The organism is Streptacidiphilus neutrinimicus (assembly GCF_000787815.1).
In the GTDB taxonomy this organism is placed as follows: Bacteria; Actinomycetota; Actinomycetes; order Streptomycetales; family Streptomycetaceae; genus Streptacidiphilus; species Streptacidiphilus neutrinimicus.
Window position 1 is genome coordinate 16,746 of sequence record NZ_BBPO01000062.1, and the last position, 15,576, is coordinate 32,321.

Here is a 15,576-nt window from a genome sequence, read left to right on the forward strand (position 1 = left end):
TGATCAGGCTCTCAGCCCCAGACCACAGCCCTGATGACGCCCGTCCAGGCCCCGGACCCGCCCGACGAACCTCAGCCAGCAGCACTGCCTCCGGTCGCGGAAGAATCGCGGACCCGCAGCCGCATCGACATCGCCGCCCAGTCAACGCCCGGTCAACGAGGGCCGGCACCAGAGACGGCGCTCGCCGCGGCCGGTGCCGCGATGGCCGGCCGCGACCTGCTCCCCGCCCCACCCCACGACTCACCGCCAAAGCCGTCCGATCCCGTCACACCCGAGCGCGCCCGGCAGCTCGCCGATGTCCTGGACCGAACCCGGGCCCTGCTCGATCAGGGCGACCACGCCGCCGCCGACCAGGTCCACCGCACTGGACGCCGCACCCAACACCGTCTCCGACCGGCAGCGAGCGCGCCGCGCTGATCGAGCTGACCGCGACCGTCCTGCGCGAGATCGACCGCCACCTCGCCGACCACGCAGTCGCCGGCTGTTTCACCCGGATCCGTCCCAGGTGTCGAGCGCGCCGCCTTAGCCACCCGCCAGACCTCGAACGCGCCCGCAACACGCTGCGCCGTGGGCGACCGTGCGACGCCCGGCCAGTGAACGCCATCAGACCACGGGGCTGGCACTAAGGTGCCGGGCACCTTGGTGCCAGCCCGGACTCGTTCCCCGGGCCATGAAGCGCAGGGCATGCTTTTCTCGACGCCCCACGCCGCGAAGCGACCGTTGGCGACACAGGAAGCACCCGATCAACGAGCACACGCCACCAGGCCGGTCACGGCCTCGATGACCAGCCCGACGCCGGACACGGCCGCCCTCGTCCCGCTTCAGGGAAGCTCGGCCCGGCCGCCAAGGCCGAGCGGCCCGCGCGCGCACCGCCCCCGGAGAGGAGCGTCGATGGTGAGCAACTGAGCAGGTGATCACCATGACGTTCTGGTAGGCCACCACTGCTACGCCTGTGAGGCAATACACTCCCTGCGCGCCGTCCTGAACTGACCGGCGCCCCGAAGGCCGGCAACACCTCGACCGGCAGTGAGGCAGGAACCATGGAGGCATCCGCGACCGCGCTGATCCCGGTTGTCACCGTGCTGGCCCTGGCCGCGACGGTGCTCTGGGTCTACCAGGACGCCACGGCCCACGAAAGGCGCGGGACCCCGGTCTGCTTCACGGCCGGATCGATCGAAGTTTGCCGGCCCGTGGTCTGGGCGCTGTGCTGCCTGTGCCTGTGGATCTTCTTCATGCCGCTCTATCTCACCTCCCGACGACAAGCCGGGTGATCCCCGGCGGGAGGAGCCCAGCGGTGACCGTGAACGCTGACCCTGGCGCACAAGGCGATCGGAGCCGAGGTGCGCCGCAGCCCGTACGACGTCGTGGTCGACGGAGAGCAGATCGGTCGGTCGCTGTGAACGCCACGTTCTCGACACCGGTCGAACCCGGTCGCCACACCCTGCAAGTCCGCTGCGGCCGCAACTCCAGCCGAATCAAGACCTTGGACGCCGCCGACGGCGCGACCGTCGCGTTCCGGTGCACGGGAAGAGCCCCTTGCCGGTCTTTCTCCTGTTCTTCGTCCTTCCGGGGCTCGCGCTCACGCTCAAGCGCAAGTAGACGGCGCTCGTCCCCGAAGCCGAAGTCGGCGCACGAGTCTGCGGGTGTCGCCCTGAGGGGGTGCCAGGCCAGGGCTATCGTGAGTGGGTCATGTCCCGCGCTCACCCCGATTCAGGCTCGTACGCGCGCGATCCCCGCGTCGACGCGTACATCGACGCCCTGCCGCCGTGGCAGCAGCGCATCTGCCGTGAGGTCCGGGACCTGGTCCATGCCGCGGACCGGGAGGTCGAGGAGACGGTGAAACGGCGGGTGCAGCCGTACTTCGTCCTCGACGGGAACATCTGCGCGCTGCTCGCCGCCAAGGATCATGTCAACGTCTTCCTCTACGACGGTGCGATCGTGCCCGACCCGCATGGCATCATCACCGCAGGGCACGGCAATACGTCCGCCCGTACGGTCGCCGTCTACGAGGGCGAAGATGTCCCCCGGACACCGCTGCTGGCCATGTTCCAGACAATCATCGCCAACAACCGGGCGGGAGGATGGCGCAAGCTCAAGGGCGAGGGCCTTGCCTGAGCGGCGCCGGGGACCCGTCCGGCGGCGTGCCAGCCTGGTCCCTGGGCAGTCTCGGCAGTAGCCACACCGACCCCGATGGGCGGGGTCGGTGGTGTTGCGTGCGTGGTTGGGTCAGCCGCGGACGATCCTCGCGGCCTGCGGTCCTATCGGGCCCGGCTCGACCTCGAACGTCACGCTCGCGCGGTCGGTCAGCTGGCGGTAGCCCTAACCGGTGATCGCCGAGTAGTGGGCGAACACGTCCGGGCCGCCGTCCGCCTGGGCGATGATCCCGTAGCCCTTCTCCGCGTTGAACCACTTCACGGTGCCCTGCGCCATGCGCACTCCACAGTAGACCATCGCCTCCGCGGTGCTGGTGGATCGCTCGAACTCGCGCACGAGACGGCGGCTTCGCATCGCGTGCGCGAAGAACCGCTCCACGGTCCACCTCTTGGGAAGCAGGACGAAGCCGCGCGTGTCGTCGCTGCGCTTGACGATGGCGAGGACCAGGGCGAGGGGGCGAGGCTGTACTCGACGAGGCTGCCGATGTAGCCGCCATCCGCCCAGAACTTCGAGCCCCGCAGTCTGTCGGCGCTCCTAAGGCTGCCGACTCCGCCTTCCGGTGAGTGCCCTGCGGGCGCGTATTCCTCCTGGGCATGGCTGTGCCGCCCTCGGCGAGGCAAGGGCGGCACCGGTGGCCCAGGGCCGTGCGCACCCGATTCCCGAGAGCGGCACAGCCAAGGAACAGGCAGTTGTTTCACAGGCGACCGCTCATGACGTCGCCCAGCCGGACGATGGGCCTCGGGGGTGGGTTCCCGGTCGGCTCATCGCGCGTCTCGTGGCCGAGCGGGTCAGGCGAGCTGGAGGCGGGCGGCGAAGGTGCCCCAGCCGCCGCTGATGGTGTGGTAGTTCGTGAAGCCGTTGCCGTTGCTGGTGCCGAGCGTCATGTCGCCGTTGGGCTGGATGATCTCCATGTCGGCCTTGCCGTCGCCGGTGACGTCACCGAACTTGATCTTGCCGTCGTAGCCGCCCCAGCCGGAGCTGATCACGTGGTAGTTCGTGAAGCCGTCCCCGGTGCCCACCCCCATCTGGATGGTGCCGTCGGGCTCGTAGATGAGGATGTCGGCCTTGCCGTCGCCGGTGACGTCGGCGAACTGGATGCGGGGGTAGTAGGTGGACCAGCCGGAGCTGATCTCGTGGTAGTTCGTGAACCCGTTGCCGTTGCTGATGCCGACGGTGAGGGTGCCGTCCGGCTGGAAGATCAGCATGTCGGCCCTGCCGTCGCCGGTGACGTCGGCGAACTGGATGCGGCCGTCGTAGCCACCCCATCCGCCACTGATCTGGTGGTAGTTGGTGAAGCCGTTGCCGGTGCCCTCACCCATCTGGATGGTGCCGTCCTTCTCATAGATCAGAATGTCGGCCTTGCCGTCGCCGGTGACGTCCGCGAAGTGCAGGCGGCCGTCGAACCCGCCCCAGCCGGAGCTGATCACGTGGTAGTTCGTGAACCCGTCACCGGTGCCCACCCCCATCTGGATCGTGCCGTCCGGCTCGTAGATCATCAGGTCCGACTTGCCGTCACCCGTCGCGTCATGAGTCTTGACGGCGGAGTCGGCGGGGTTGTGGAGCCACTGGACGGTGCCGCCCTCGCCGGTGATCTCGGAGACGTTCCAGTTGCTGACCGAGGCGCTGTTGTAGCCCCCGTCGCCGGTCCAGTTCTGGTCGACGAAGTAGACGGTGCCGTTGCCCGACGAGTCGACGGTGGACTTGTAGACGACGCCGGTGTGACCGGCCGCGGAGGAGCCGACGGCGAAGCTCAGGACGTCGCCGGGGACGGGTGCGGTGCCGTCGCCGTTGGAGTGGAGCTCGAACGTGCCCGGGCGGGCGTTGTACCAGTTGGCGGCCTCCTGGTTGCCGTTGCCGCCGGGGCCGTTGCCGCCGTAGCGCTGGACCAGGTAGCGGTCGCTCAGGTCGGCGCACTGCCACTCGAGCTGCCGCACACCCGGGACCGCGTCGGTGCCGCCGCTGCCGCCGCCGCAGACCTGCAGGCCCATGAAGGAGTTGTTGAGGAGGCTGCCGTTGCCGTCGCAAGTCGAGTTCCACCACGACGGCTGGCCCAGGCTGCCGCCGAGGGCGACGTCGTCGGCGTGCATGCGGTTCGCGCCGGGGACCTTGGCCGGGTTGGTCCGGGTCAGGTCGACCGTGGTGTGGGCGCCGGTGTCACCGCCGGTGAGGGTCAGCCCCTGGGCGAAGGCGGCGGGCAGGTGAGCCTGGTCGTGCTGGAGGTTGATCACCCAGGTGCGGCCGCCGGCGTCGACGATCCACTCCACGGCCTCGATGTCGGTGCGCGAGCCCTTCTTGCCCGTCAGGTCGCCGTGGGAGTGGACGACGGTGCCGCGGACCTTCTGACCGAAGATCGTGGCTGTGGGCCCGTCAGGGGTGCCGTGCAGTGCGCGGATCCAGGCGGCGGTGTCGCCGGCCTTGGAGACCGGGAACGGGTAGACGGACTGCGGCAGGGTCTCCCCGTACGGCGCGGTCAGCACGGAGAAGTACTGGTAGGGCTTGTTGAGGGTGATCGAGGCGGCCTGCACCCCGGCTCCGGCCGCGGCGGTGTGCGCGGCGCCGGCAGGCAGGTCTGCGCTGCTGGCCTTCAGTGAGACCCCGTCCAGCGTGAACGAGGTCTGGTGCGCCGCACGGGCCGCGGTGTGCGAGGAGGCGGCGGCTTCGGCGTGGGCGGGCAGGATCGACAGGCCCGAGGCGGCAACGGCGGCGACCGCCGTCGCGAGGGCGGAGTGCTTCACACGCTTGGATGGTATGGACATGACAGATAATCCCTTGTGGGTGAGCGCGGCGCAGCGCGCGGTGAAGGAAGGCGACGGCCGGGCCCTCGACGGCTGTCCTGCAGGAACAGCCGCCCGGACATACGGGCGTGGGCCGAGTGGTTCGAAAAAGTGGTGCGGGGGACGCGAACGGAGTGCCCGGCCGCTGGGGGGCCGCAGCGGACGCCGACGGCTGTCCTGCAGGAACAGCGGTCAGGGCCTGAGGCGGGGCGGCGTCCCGGTGGACGCTCGCGTCACCGGGTGGGCCGCGTGGCTTCGGCGAGCGGCCGGGGAGGCAGATAGCGGCGGTGCACCGAGGGTGAGGCCTGGTGGCAGCGGCGCAGCAGGGCCTCGGTCCGGTCCACGGCACTACGAGCGCCAGGTGCGGCGGGGTCGGTGGTCAGCAGGAAGAAGAGCAGGTCCACCCGTTGGTCCTCGGCGCGGCCGGTGATGTGCTCCAGTCCGTCGTCCGGTGCCGCGTGCGCCCACAGGGCGCCCAGCAGTTCGGAGACTTCCTGTGCCGGCTCGGGTGCGGCCGCCGCGCGGCGGTCCAAGCTGGCGTAGACGAGGTCCATCCCCGGCTCAGCCCCAGGTGCCGGTGGCGGGAGCGGCGACCGGGGCACGGTGGGCGGTGTCGGCGACCGCCGCCGAGGGCAGGAGGGCGACGGCGCCCAGCGCCAGTGCGGCGACCGCGAGGACCTGGGCGATGCGGGTGCGGATCATGAAACGTTCCTTCCACGAAGTGCTACGGAGTATCTGTTCCGGTCTGTTCCGGTCTCGCGTCCCGCGGTTGACGCTTCGTCCGGTCGTCGCCCTGGCCTGTTCCCCTGGCGGCGACCACTAGCTTCGTCGCCCTTCAACGCGATCGGAAGGGTTTCCGGACGTCCTGATCAGGACCGGCCGGATGCGGACGTCCTCGCGTCCCCGATGTCCGAAGTGCCGGAAGGGACCGGTTCTGAACTGGGGAAACGTGCGTAAACGATTTTGAGAACCCTGTGTCTGATGCGAAGCTGACACCCGGGTGCGACCGGGGGGCTGCACCGAGACGGACATGGGGGGCCATGTTGTTGGAAGCACTGGGCGTGAGCGCTGCCGCCGCCGAGGTCTACTGGGCGATGCTCGACCGTCCCGGCGACGGCGTGGACCAGCTCGCCGGGCGATGCGGTCTCACCCCCGGGCAGGTCCACGACCTGCTGGACGAGCTCGCCGGCCTGCTGCTGGTCCGTCCCTCCAGCGAGCACCCCGGACGGATGCGGGCCGTCGACCCGGAGATCGGCCTAGCCGACATCGTCGCCCGGCAGGAGGCCGAACTGGCTGCCCGCCAGGCCCAACTGGCCGCCTCACGCGCCACCGTGACCCGCATGGTCGCCGACCGCGCCGAGCACCGCTCCACCCACGGCGACCGCCTCTCCGGCATGGACGCCATCCAGGCCAGGCTCGAACACCTGTGCCGCGCCGCGGAGACCGAGATCATAGGCGTCCAGCCCGGCGTCCAACGTCCCGAGGATCTCGACGCCGGACGCGCCCACGATCTCGCCGCCCTGGACAAGGGCGTCACCATGCGCTCCCTCTTCCAGGACCTGGCCCGCAGGCAACCGCACATCACGGCCTATGCCAACACCCTGCTCAGCCACGGCGGAGAGGTCCGGACCGCCCCCACGGTCCCGCAGCGCACCGTCATCGTCGACCGCACCCACGCTCTGGTTGGTCCCCATCGACCCCGCCGACACCCGCAGGGGCGCCCTGCACGTCACCGAACCCGGCATCGTCAACGCCCTGCTCGAACTCTTCGAGCAGGCCTGGGGCACCGCCGTCCCCCTCGGCGCCGTCCGCCCGGAGGACCCCGCCACCGGACTCACCGACACCGAACGCGAACTCCTGCGCCTCCTCGGCCAAGGCCTCACCGACGAAGCGGCCGGACAGCGCCTCGGCATCGCCGACCGCACCGTCCGCCGCCAGATGGCCTCCATCATGGAACGCCTCGGCGCCACCAGCCGCTTCGAGGCAGGCATCAAAGCCGCCCAACGCGGCTGGCTGTAAGCCGCGCCGGGCACGCTCCCACAGACACGGCGGGCGCCCGCCACCGTCACACGACGCCGATAACAAGACTCTCGCGAGCAGCCCCAACAACCTCCATGGTGACGACGGCCATCTGGTCGACCAGGCGGCCCGTCAGGCGCAAGGTGACTGAGCGCTTCAGTTGGCGGTTGAGCAGCCCAGTTGGCGGCATTCAAGGTCAGCTCGGACGGCACCTGGGACTGTTCGGATGGTTGCCACCTGGGCGCGATAGCGCGGTGCGCGGCCCCGCCCGACGGCGGGGCCGGCGCTCGTGCGGCGTTTTCAGGCGGTCACCGTCACGGTGGTGGTTTCGGGGCTGGCGCTGTTGCTCTGGTAGACGGTGTCGCCGCTGTAGACGGCGGTGATGGTGTGGGTTCCGGTGGTGCGGAAGGCGGTGACGGTGCCGGCTGCTGCACAGTTGCCGAGGGAGAGGAACAGGCGTCCGGTGCCGAGGGTCTTGCCGGTGGTGGTGTCGGTGAACGTGACGGTGCCGGTCGGCCTGGTCGTGGCGCCCGTGCTGGCCGGGCAGACGAGGTCGCTGAGCACGACCGGCAGGCCGACCCGGGTGCGGGAGAACATCGCGGTCAGCGATGTCCTCACGGGCTTGCCGGGGGTGGTGTAGCTGATGGTGATGCCCGGCGCGGCGCTGGTGGCGGTGGGGCCGGTGCCGCCGGCGGGGACCAGGGACGAGCCGCCGCCTCCGCCGCCCCCGCCGCCGCTCGGGGTGATGAAGGGGTTGATGTTGCCGCCTCCGCCGCCACCGTAGTAGCCGCCGCCTCCGCCGCCACCGGTCAGGGAGGCACCCGGGCCGCCGCCGGTGCCGCCGGCACCGAGCGTGCCGTTCCCACCGCCGAACACCCCGCCGCCGCCCGTGCCGCCGGTCCCGCCCTGGGTGGAGGTTCCCGCGCCGCCGCCGGTGCCGCCGTTGCAGGTCGCGTTGGCGCCTGGCTGGCCGGCGTCCCCGCCCGGGCTTCCGGTGCACTGGCCGGCCCAGCCGGCTCCGCCGCCGCCCGCGGCCACGATGAGGCGGGAGTCGGTGGTGGTCAGGGGGGTGGTGTTGGGCAGGGTGCGGACGTCGGAGGCTCCGCCACCGCCGCCGCCGAAGTGGGTACTCCCGCCGCCGTTGAAGCCGCCAGTGCACTGCGCGCTACCGGCGCACCCGCTGCCGCCGAGGGCGGCGCCGCCGACCTCGACGTACAGCGTCTGCCCGCCGGACAGCCCGGTGAGCGTGCCGGACACCTGGGCGCCCCGGCCGCCGGTCACGCCGTTGTCCTCCACACCGCCGCCGCCGCCGACCGCCGTGACGTCGACCTGCGTGACACCGGCGGGCACGGTGAACGTCTGCTCGGCGCCGGTGGAGGCGAAGGTGCAGGTGGTGGTGGGGCCGGACACCGTGCAGGCGCCCTGGGCATGGGCGGTCCCGGACAACGCCACCGGTGCGACGGCGGCGCAGAGCACGCCGGCCGCCACGGCCAGCACCCGGCCCTGACGGGGACGATGCCCGGCCGAACCGGGGCGATGCCCGCACGCCGAGCCCGGCCGCCCGGCGGCCTTCAACAGTGAGAACGTCACGATCAACTCCAGAAGACGTAAGGAGGGTCTCTCGGGGAGGAATCGCCCTCTGCCACTGTCGATCACGCGACCGGAGCCGCAGCCTCTGAGCCGTCCGACACACCGCCGGTTCACACCAGCAGCCCCCGACTGGGCCTTCGACAGCACCCCAGTCCGAGAGCGCAATCAACAGCCCCGAACGCGTGCCCGGGACCGCCGACAGCCGTGGTCACGGGCGCCGGCACGCCTTGAGGCTGGTGCTGACCTGAGCGTGCCAGTGAGCTGGCGCTTCCAAATACGCGGTGAGCGCCTCAGCGGCGGGGCGCGCCCCGACTCACCGGTGTTTCGTGCCACACGGGGGTAGCCGCGGGCAAGCCGAGTCCTCGATCCGATCGCTTGGAGAAGAGCCTCGGCGCGCAGCCGCAGCCCGAGCAGGGCCTTGAGCGCCGTGGAGGTGAAGAAGGCGGCCTGGGTCAGGTCCACGACCACCGCATGGAAATCCGCGAGGGCGTGCGGGCGGGAGGCGTCCGATGCCGGGGGCTGGGCACACGCTCGCCATGAGACTGCGACATGGACGCCCGCCCGAAGAGCGACAAGGCCGCGCCGAGGACTCGGCCCGCGACCCTCAGACCGCCGCCGAGCGCGGCCCAGACGAACCGACCCGGGTACCGGGCCGGGGCTGGCGCGCGGTGCTGAAGGGCACCGGCAAGGAGTTCCTGGACGACGAGCTGCCCGACCGGGCCGCCGCCCTGACCTACTACGGAGTCCTGGCGATCTTCCCGGCACTCCTGGTACTGGTGTCCATCCTCGGCCTGATCGGCACCTCGGCCGCCAACACGGTCCTGGACAACCTCCAAAAGCTCGCCCCCGGCCCCGCACGCGAGATCCTGCACACCGCCGTCACCCAACTGCAGGCCAGCCACGGCACCGGCGGGGTGGTGGCGGTCCTCGGACTGGCCGGCGCGCTGTGGTCGGCGTCCGGCTATATCGCCGCGTTCACCCGAGCCGCGAACGCGGTCTACGACATCCGCGAGGGGCGCCCGGCGTGGAAGACCCTGCCGCTGCGGCTCGGGCTCACTGTGCTGATGATGGTGCTGCTGCTGGCGAGCGCGGTGATCGTGGTGTTCACCGGCCCGCTCGCGCAGCGCGCCGGCGACGTCCTGGGCCTCGGCCAAACCGCGGTGACCGTGTGGTCGATCCTCAAATGGCCGGTGCTGGTGGTCCTGGTCTCGCTGATGATCGCCCTGCTCTACTGGGCCGCCCCGAACGTGCGCGGCAGAGGTCTGCGCTGGGTCTCCCCCGGCAGCGTCCTGGCCGTCCTGCTCTGGCTGGTCCTCTCGGCGGGCTTCGCCGCCTACGTGGCGAACTTCGGCTCCTACAACAAGACCTACGGCACCCTCGCCGGAGTGATCGTCTTCCTGGTCTGGCTGTGGCTGTCCAACCTCGCCATCCTCCTCGGACTCGAATTCGACGCCGAACTCGCCCGCGAACGCGCCATCGAAGGCGGCATGTCCCCCGCCGCCGAGCCCTACGTGCCACCCCGCGACACCCGCAAATGGCCCGACAACGACCGCCCCAAGTGACTTTTTCGCACCGACCCGGCTGGCCGGCCACGCTCAGGCCGTCTCGGGAAGCGGTACGTGGCCCGCGGCGGCGTGCTGGCACCGGGCGGCCCGTGGCCAGCCGGGGTTCCTGCACCGACACGGTCCTGGTCGTCGCCCGCCGGTCCTGGGACCCCGACCAGGGAGACTGGCTCTCTGGGCGGAGCTGATGGGCGATCACGGGGGGAGGACCACTCCCGTGGCTCCGCCGGGCCCTCGGCGGTGTCCACTGCGCTGCAAGGAGCCGAGGAAGGGTGGCCATCGCGGTGGCGCGGTAGACCGGCACACGGGCGGCCCCCACGCCGTCCGGCAGGTAGCGTCGACGGGATGCCACAGCTGCTGCGACCGCCCAGCGGCCTCGGGCTCCCATCGGGCCGACAACTGATCACGAGGCCGCGGTCGTGCGACCGCCCGTTTTCAGCCCTCGCCCTCCAGTGACGCGGCGCCTGACTCGAACGAGCCGGGCGCGCTGCCCACGCCCGGCGAGAAAGCATCGTTGCGGCCGCCGGGGACGAACTCGTCCGTCCGGGTCTGGCCGCCGGAACTGGTCAGGCGGTCGGCGAGCAGTCGCTTGCCCATCTCCGCACCCTTGCGGCTGTCGGCCTGCGCCTTGGCGAACAGCTCCGTGAGCTCTCGGTCGCCCGCGCGCTCCGCATCGCGCTGACAGGTCTCCAAACGAAGCGCGTTACGCAGACACGCCTCGACGTACCACAGCAGGTTGTAGTCCTTGTCCGGCGTTCCGGTCATCTGGCCGGTCTCGCTGCCTGTACCGCTCATGAAACGTCTCCCGTCTAGGAGCCGACCGCCATGACGGCCGTGGGTGCGGTTGTGGGAAGCGTGTGACCGGCGGGAACCTGGGCAAACCCAGAGGCGGATGCCGTCGCTCGGGCGGCGCGGCTTGTTCGTGATCGTGCCTCGCGGCGGCGAGGACGTCGAGCGTGCTGGTGCTGACGAGGGCCTGGGCCAGGGCGGTAGTGCCCTGGCTTGTGCGTCGTAGAGCCGGCGAGGAGCCGGCGACGAGCCGGCGACCGGCCAGGGTGACGAAGACGGGTGACAAAGCTGCGACGGAACCCTGGAACACCCCGTGGCCGTCCTGGTGGGCATGGGATCATGCTCCTCAGATCTCAGCAGCAGACGGGGACTTGGCCGAGAGGGGAGAGCGCTGTGCGCGATGTGGAGGCTCAGCGGAAGGCGTTCGTCTCGGAGACCGCCCGACAGGTCGTGGACGTCGTGGCACCGGAGGAACTCGTGCTCTTCGAACCCCTGGCCGCACGGTTCGTGCGCGCCGGGGAGTTACCGCACGAGCAGCGCTACTCGGACGGGATCATAGGTTCCGGCTGGGACTCCGCCGTGGTGTTGATCAGCCCGGTCGTTCTGACGCTCGCGAACGCGTTGTACAACCGGCTGCTGGACAACGTCAGCGACGAGGTCCTCAAGCGCGGCGGCCGCGGACTGCGGCGCGCCTGGCGCGGGCTGCGGCACGCGGACCGTGCCGCACAGGCCGCCAAAGGCCCTGAGGACCTGGCCGAGGCCCGGGACGGGCTGGCGGCCGACACCGGACTACGGGACCAACTCCTGCTCCAGGCACGAGAGCTGGGCGTCCCAGAAGAGAAGGCCGCCGCGCTGGTGGACGTGCTGCTGTCGGCGGCCAAAGCCACTCTGCCCGGGTCGCCGGGCCCATCGGCGGGGGACGACACCGGGGCCGCCTGAGATGACGGCCCGCGCAGACAGCCCGTTCACTGCTCCGGCGAGCACAAACCTGCGGTTCGGTTCGCTCGTCCTGTTGACGACGGGCGTGACCCTCACGTGGTGGGGGACGCTCATAGCCGACTGGCGCCCGGTCGGCGGCATCCCGCAAGCCCGGTGCCAGGTGTCCAGCGGCTACTACCTTCCGATGGGATTCTGGCTGTCGCCGCAGGACGCCCTCAAACGGCAGCGCTACGAAGGCTGTCTGGGGCATCTGCTGCATGTCGACGGCTTCTGGGTCCTCGGAGTGCTGCTCCTTCAGGGGTTGCTGGCGCTGCTGCTGTTCGCCGTGCAGCCGTGGTGGCACCGGTGCCGTGCCCGGCTGGTGGCCGTCGACGCGCTGTCGTCGCCGGAGGCCGCGGCGCTGCGGGCGGAGCTACAGAAACTCGTGGGGCTGGCGAGCCTGGTCCGCCCGCCGAGGTTTCTCCTCGATCCGGTCGATGCCCGCCCCTCGGGACAGGCGTTCGGAGGCCTCGGACGGCGTCAGGTTGCCCTGAGCGCGGGGCTCGTGGTCCAACGGGCGCACGCCCCGGAGAAGTTCAGGGCCGTTGTGGCCCATGAACTGGCCCACGTCCGCAATGGTGACGTGACTGTCACCTACCTGACGCTCGCGGTCTGGCGCGCCTTTGTCCTGGTGACGGTCTTTCCCGTCCTGGCGACGCTGGCGGATCCAGCCCTGCAGACGACTCAGCCGCTGCGGAATCCGCTGCGCGGCGGGGTGAGCGCACTGGTCGACCAACTGACCGGTCTCGGCTGGTTCTTCCTGGTCCTGATCGCCCTCGCCTACGCCACGCGGCTCTCGGTGCTGCGCGCACGGGAGGGTTACGCCGACGCCCGCGCCGCTCAGTGGACCGACCCGGCGGTGTTGCGCGAGGTGCTCCTGGCATCGGCCGAACGGGACGGCACCCGCTGGTGGCACACCCACCCACGGCTGCTCAGCCGCGCGCGGCTGCTGGAGCGCCCCGCGCGCCTGTTGCGCCCGGGCTTCTGGGAGACCTTCGCGGCCGCGTTCGCGGTACAGACCGCCGGCGACTACCTGAACCAGGCTCTGGGTTCCTGGAGTGTGCCCGAGGGCTCGCCTGCCTATCAGGCCGCCTACGATGCCGGCACGCTGCTCACAGGCCTGGTCGTCGTCGTGGCGGCCGGGCGTGGTGCCGCGTTCGTCCGGTCCGGGGAGGGCGACCGCAGCGTCCACACACGTGCGGGCCTGGGCCTCGGCCTCGGCCTGGTCTCGTCCTACGGACTGACCATCCTGCGCCAGGCTCTGCTGCTGCGGCACCAACCCGCGCTCCTGGGATGGCTGTTCGACACCGGCGGCCTCGAGCGCGACCTGGTCATGGTCGCTTTCGTCCTGGTGGCCGCCCTGGCGCTGTGCCACTGGGCAGGACACTGCTGGCAGCTTGTCGCCACCGCGAGCCGACGAAACCGCCTGCTCGCCGGCGGGGCGATGCTGCTGGCGACTTGGGCGTGCCTGCGCTGGTGGAACGACCTGAACTACGGGTTGCCGCCACTGGGACGGACGCTTTCCGCGGATGCAGCCGTCTGGCGCCACTTCGTGACGCAGGCACAAGGCTCCACCCTTGACCTTGTGGTCGTCGAAGCCGTCCTCGCCACCTTCGTCCTGCTGTGGCTGCTCGGTCCGGTCACGCTCTTCGCGGTTCCCCTGCTGTGGCTGGTCCCCTTGCTGCTGGGGGCCGCCCGACGCGACGCGCTACGGGTGGCGGCCCGCACCGGGATCCTGGCGGCGTCGGTATGGCTGCTGATCGACCTCGGACTGCGGGCGGCGGCGGGGCGGCTGTCGCAGTCCGGGGAGGCCCCCACGGACGCCGGACGCGCGGTGGTGTTCCTCTGCTGGGAGATCATCCTCGTCCTGGTCGTGCAGGCGGGCGCCGCCCTCGTTCTCGGTATCCAGCGAACCCGCATGATGCTGGCCCTGTTCGCCACCACCCTCTCCGGCCTCCTGTGCTCGGTGCTCCTGTGGGCCGCCCACCGCGGGACCTCCTGCGTGCCGGAACCGGCACAGGCATCCGGGGCGAACAGCTGCCGCAACGCCGGCGATGTCTTCGTCGCCTTCGAGGCCCTGCGGGACATCGGTGTGCTCGGCACGGCGTTGACGGTGCTCGGCGTCCTGCTCGGCCGCAGGCTGTGCCCTTGGCCCTGGCGCGGCCAGGTGACGTTCCGGCCTCCCGGTACCGCGACCCGACTGGGGCTGGTGGCCGTGGCGGGGGTCTTCGTCGCGGTGGCGATGTGGCCGTCGTCGCACCTCTGGCCGATGCCACGGCATGTACTGGTCGACAGCCTGGGTGCGGCGGACTACGTCCCACCGCCGCGGTACAGCCGGGAGGAAATCGAGACGGAGAGCTACGTGGCCTGGCTTCAAGGCGGCGGAGAGGGGCAGTTGGAGACCTCCTTCAACGCCCTGGTCGACTACTTCCATCAGGTGGCGCCGATGGCGAAGGAGCAGCGGCCCGACTGGCTCGCCGTAGCCCGCGACCCGCGGACGCGGGCCGCGTGCCAGACCGTGGTCATCGCCCTCGGTCACGCCAAGGCGTTCCCGAAACCGCCGTGGACCAAGGCCGCCTCGGACTGGAGCGCGTACCTGCGGCAGTTGGCGAGGTCCGCCGACAGGTGCACGGCGGCCAGCACCGCCTCGGACGCGCAGACCGCACTGACCGACCTTCTCGGGGCCTTGGCGGCACCGCAGATGCAGGCCCTGGAGGCGGACCAGACGACCGCCCTCAGACACGTGCGGTGAGCGTCTTCCGGCAGTCACGGGCTGCTGCTGTCCGGACCCCGGCGCCAGACAGGGCCGTCCTCGTCGGCCCGTGAGGTACGAGGCACGGCGATGTGGCGAGCCCCTCGACGGCGGGGATGTGCCTGACGCCGTCCCGGTCTTGTGGGTGCGGGTGGGGGCTACGGTGCAGGAGCGGGTGGGCGGGTGAGCCGCTGGTGGGCGTGGAGGACGCGGGCCAGGCGTGCGGCGGCGTCCGGGGCTGGGTTGGTGTCGGGGTGCAGGGCGCGGGCTGCGGCGCGGAACGCGCGGCTGACCTGCTCCGGGCCGACGCCCTCGGGCAGTCCCAGCGCCCGGTACGCGTCCGCGTCCTCACGCGCGCCCGTCGATGTCGCCTGCCCCTACTCCGGCTGCCCGCTCCCGCATCGGCCTTCCGGGGTGCGCCGGTGCGTGGACCCGTCCCCGGACCCGCGCCGGGAGGCGGCCGTGAAGCGGGTGTGCCCGATGGCGCTGCCGCGCCGACCGGGCCCGGGGACGGGAGTCGGACGGGCCGTCGCCGTCGCCATCGGCCGGAGGCTGGTCGCCGGGACCGGCGGGCTGGCGGGCTGGTCCGTGTCGGGGTCGGTGAGGGCGTCGTGGAGGGCGGCGTCCAGGAGGTCCGGGTCGGACAGGACAAGGTCCCAGAACGTCTCGTCCACGTCGGTGGTGGCCTGCGTGGTCACGGTGGCTCACCTCGCAGCGGGCGGTCGCCGCGCGGGCCGGCCGGAGACGAGGGCTGCCCGCGTGGCACCGTGATTCCTATCGTCCAGGCCCGAGGGCCCAGGTCGGGCCTGGAGTCCTGGCAGGGGACCTGCCGCCAGGCGGGTGGGTCCCGTACCGCGCGGACGGCCGGGGGATTGTTCCGCCCGCGCGGCACGGTTTTTCCTTCCGGGGCACCAGACCCGACGGCGAAACGGGTCTGGAGTTCTTCGGGTTCGGGGGT

The 15,576-nt window shown here is 71.4% G+C and carries 13 protein-coding genes and 4 pseudogenes; 6 read left to right on the top strand and 11 right to left on the bottom strand.

Annotation, left to right across the window (positions count from 1 at the left end):
• Positions 1–240: 240 nt before the first annotated feature.
• Positions 241–381 (bottom strand): hypothetical protein, encoded by a 141-nt coding sequence (locus tag TR48_RS43730; RefSeq protein ID WP_161789932.1) that lies wholly within the window; start codon positions 379–381, stop codon positions 241–243.
• 659 nt (positions 382–1,040) lie between these two features.
• Between TR48_RS43730 and TR48_RS29605 the strand changes: the two genes are divergently transcribed.
• Positions 1,041–1,271, top strand: a complete 231-nt coding sequence (locus tag TR48_RS29605; RefSeq protein ID WP_042373076.1) for a hypothetical protein — start codon at positions 1,041–1,043, stop codon at positions 1,269–1,271.
• A gap of 418 nt (positions 1,272–1,689) precedes the next feature.
• Entirely contained in the window at positions 1,690–2,115 is a 426-nt protein-coding gene (locus TR48_RS29610) for a DUF1801 domain-containing protein (protein ID WP_042373078.1), read from the top strand.
• 111 nt (positions 2,116–2,226) lie between these two features.
• Here TR48_RS29610 and TR48_RS29615 read toward each other — a convergent pair.
• From TR48_RS29615 to TR48_RS45950, 6 genes and pseudogenes are all read right to left on the bottom strand, one after another.
• Positions 2,227–2,430, bottom strand: a pseudogene (locus TR48_RS29615) (cold-shock protein).
• Between the two features lie 30 nt (positions 2,431–2,460).
• Positions 2,461–2,595, bottom strand: a pseudogene (locus tag TR48_RS41050) (IS5/IS1182 family transposase); the annotation flags it as partial.
• A 347-nt stretch (positions 2,596–2,942) separates the two neighbouring features.
• Positions 2,943–4,910, bottom strand: a complete 1,968-nt coding sequence (locus TR48_RS29620) for an FG-GAP-like repeat-containing protein (RefSeq protein WP_161789933.1) — start codon at positions 4,908–4,910, stop codon at positions 2,943–2,945.
• Between the two features lie 251 nt (positions 4,911–5,161).
• Positions 5,162–5,482 (bottom strand): hypothetical protein, encoded by a 321-nt coding sequence (locus TR48_RS29625; protein WP_042373081.1) that lies wholly within the window; start codon positions 5,480–5,482, stop codon positions 5,162–5,164.
• A gap of 7 nt (positions 5,483–5,489) precedes the next feature.
• A complete protein-coding gene (locus TR48_RS43735) occupies positions 5,490–5,630 on the bottom strand; it encodes a hypothetical protein (RefSeq protein WP_161789934.1) in 141 nt (46 codons plus the stop codon).
• A 617-nt stretch (positions 5,631–6,247) separates the two neighbouring features.
• Positions 6,248–6,604, bottom strand: a complete 357-nt coding sequence (locus TR48_RS45950; RefSeq protein ID WP_236652390.1) for a hypothetical protein — start codon at positions 6,602–6,604, stop codon at positions 6,248–6,250.
• Positions 6,605–6,611: 7 nt separating this feature from the next.
• Between TR48_RS45950 and TR48_RS45955 the strand changes: the two genes are divergently transcribed.
• Positions 6,612–6,947, top strand: a complete 336-nt coding sequence (locus tag TR48_RS45955) for a response regulator transcription factor (protein WP_236652391.1) — start codon at positions 6,612–6,614, stop codon at positions 6,945–6,947.
• Positions 6,948–7,247: 300 nt separating this feature from the next.
• Here the strand turns inward: TR48_RS45955 and TR48_RS46440 are convergent, their stop codons facing one another.
• Positions 7,248–8,537: an Ig-like domain repeat protein gene (locus TR48_RS46440; protein WP_161789935.1), complete on the bottom strand. Its 1,290-nt coding sequence runs from the start codon at positions 8,535–8,537 to the stop codon at positions 7,248–7,250.
• Positions 8,538–9,073: 536 nt separating this feature from the next.
• On the opposite strand from TR48_RS46440, the gene TR48_RS29640 reads away from it, so the two are divergent.
• Complete coding sequence (locus tag TR48_RS29640) at positions 9,074–10,099, top strand: YihY/virulence factor BrkB family protein (protein WP_042373083.1); 1,026 nt, start codon at positions 9,074–9,076, stop codon at positions 10,097–10,099.
• A gap of 567 nt (positions 10,100–10,666) precedes the next feature.
• Here TR48_RS29640 and TR48_RS29645 read toward each other — a convergent pair.
• Positions 10,667–10,894: pseudogene (locus TR48_RS29645) on the bottom strand (hypothetical protein); the annotation flags it as partial.
• 387 nt (positions 10,895–11,281) lie between these two features.
• On the opposite strand from TR48_RS29645, the gene TR48_RS29650 reads away from it, so the two are divergent.
• Together TR48_RS29650 and TR48_RS29655 are read left to right on the top strand one after the other, a co-directional pair.
• Positions 11,282–11,827: a hypothetical protein gene (locus TR48_RS29650; protein WP_042373085.1), complete on the top strand. Its 546-nt coding sequence runs from the start codon at positions 11,282–11,284 to the stop codon at positions 11,825–11,827.
• Positions 11,828–11,900: 73 nt separating this feature from the next.
• On the top strand, positions 11,901–14,618 hold the full coding sequence (locus tag TR48_RS29655) for a M48 family metallopeptidase (protein ID WP_236652392.1): 2,718 nt from the start codon (positions 11,901–11,903) through the stop codon (positions 14,616–14,618).
• Between the two features lie 158 nt (positions 14,619–14,776).
• Here TR48_RS29655 and TR48_RS46695 read toward each other — a convergent pair.
• A pseudogene (locus TR48_RS46695) lies at positions 14,777–14,947 on the bottom strand (DnaJ domain-containing protein); the annotation flags it as partial.
• Between the two features lie 48 nt (positions 14,948–14,995).
• Positions 14,996–15,316 carry a hypothetical protein gene (locus tag TR48_RS29660; RefSeq protein ID WP_042373091.1) on the bottom strand — a complete coding sequence of 107 codons (321 nt, stop codon included), beginning with the start codon at positions 15,314–15,316 and terminating at the stop codon, positions 14,996–14,998.
• Positions 15,317–15,576 lie beyond the last annotated feature (260 nt).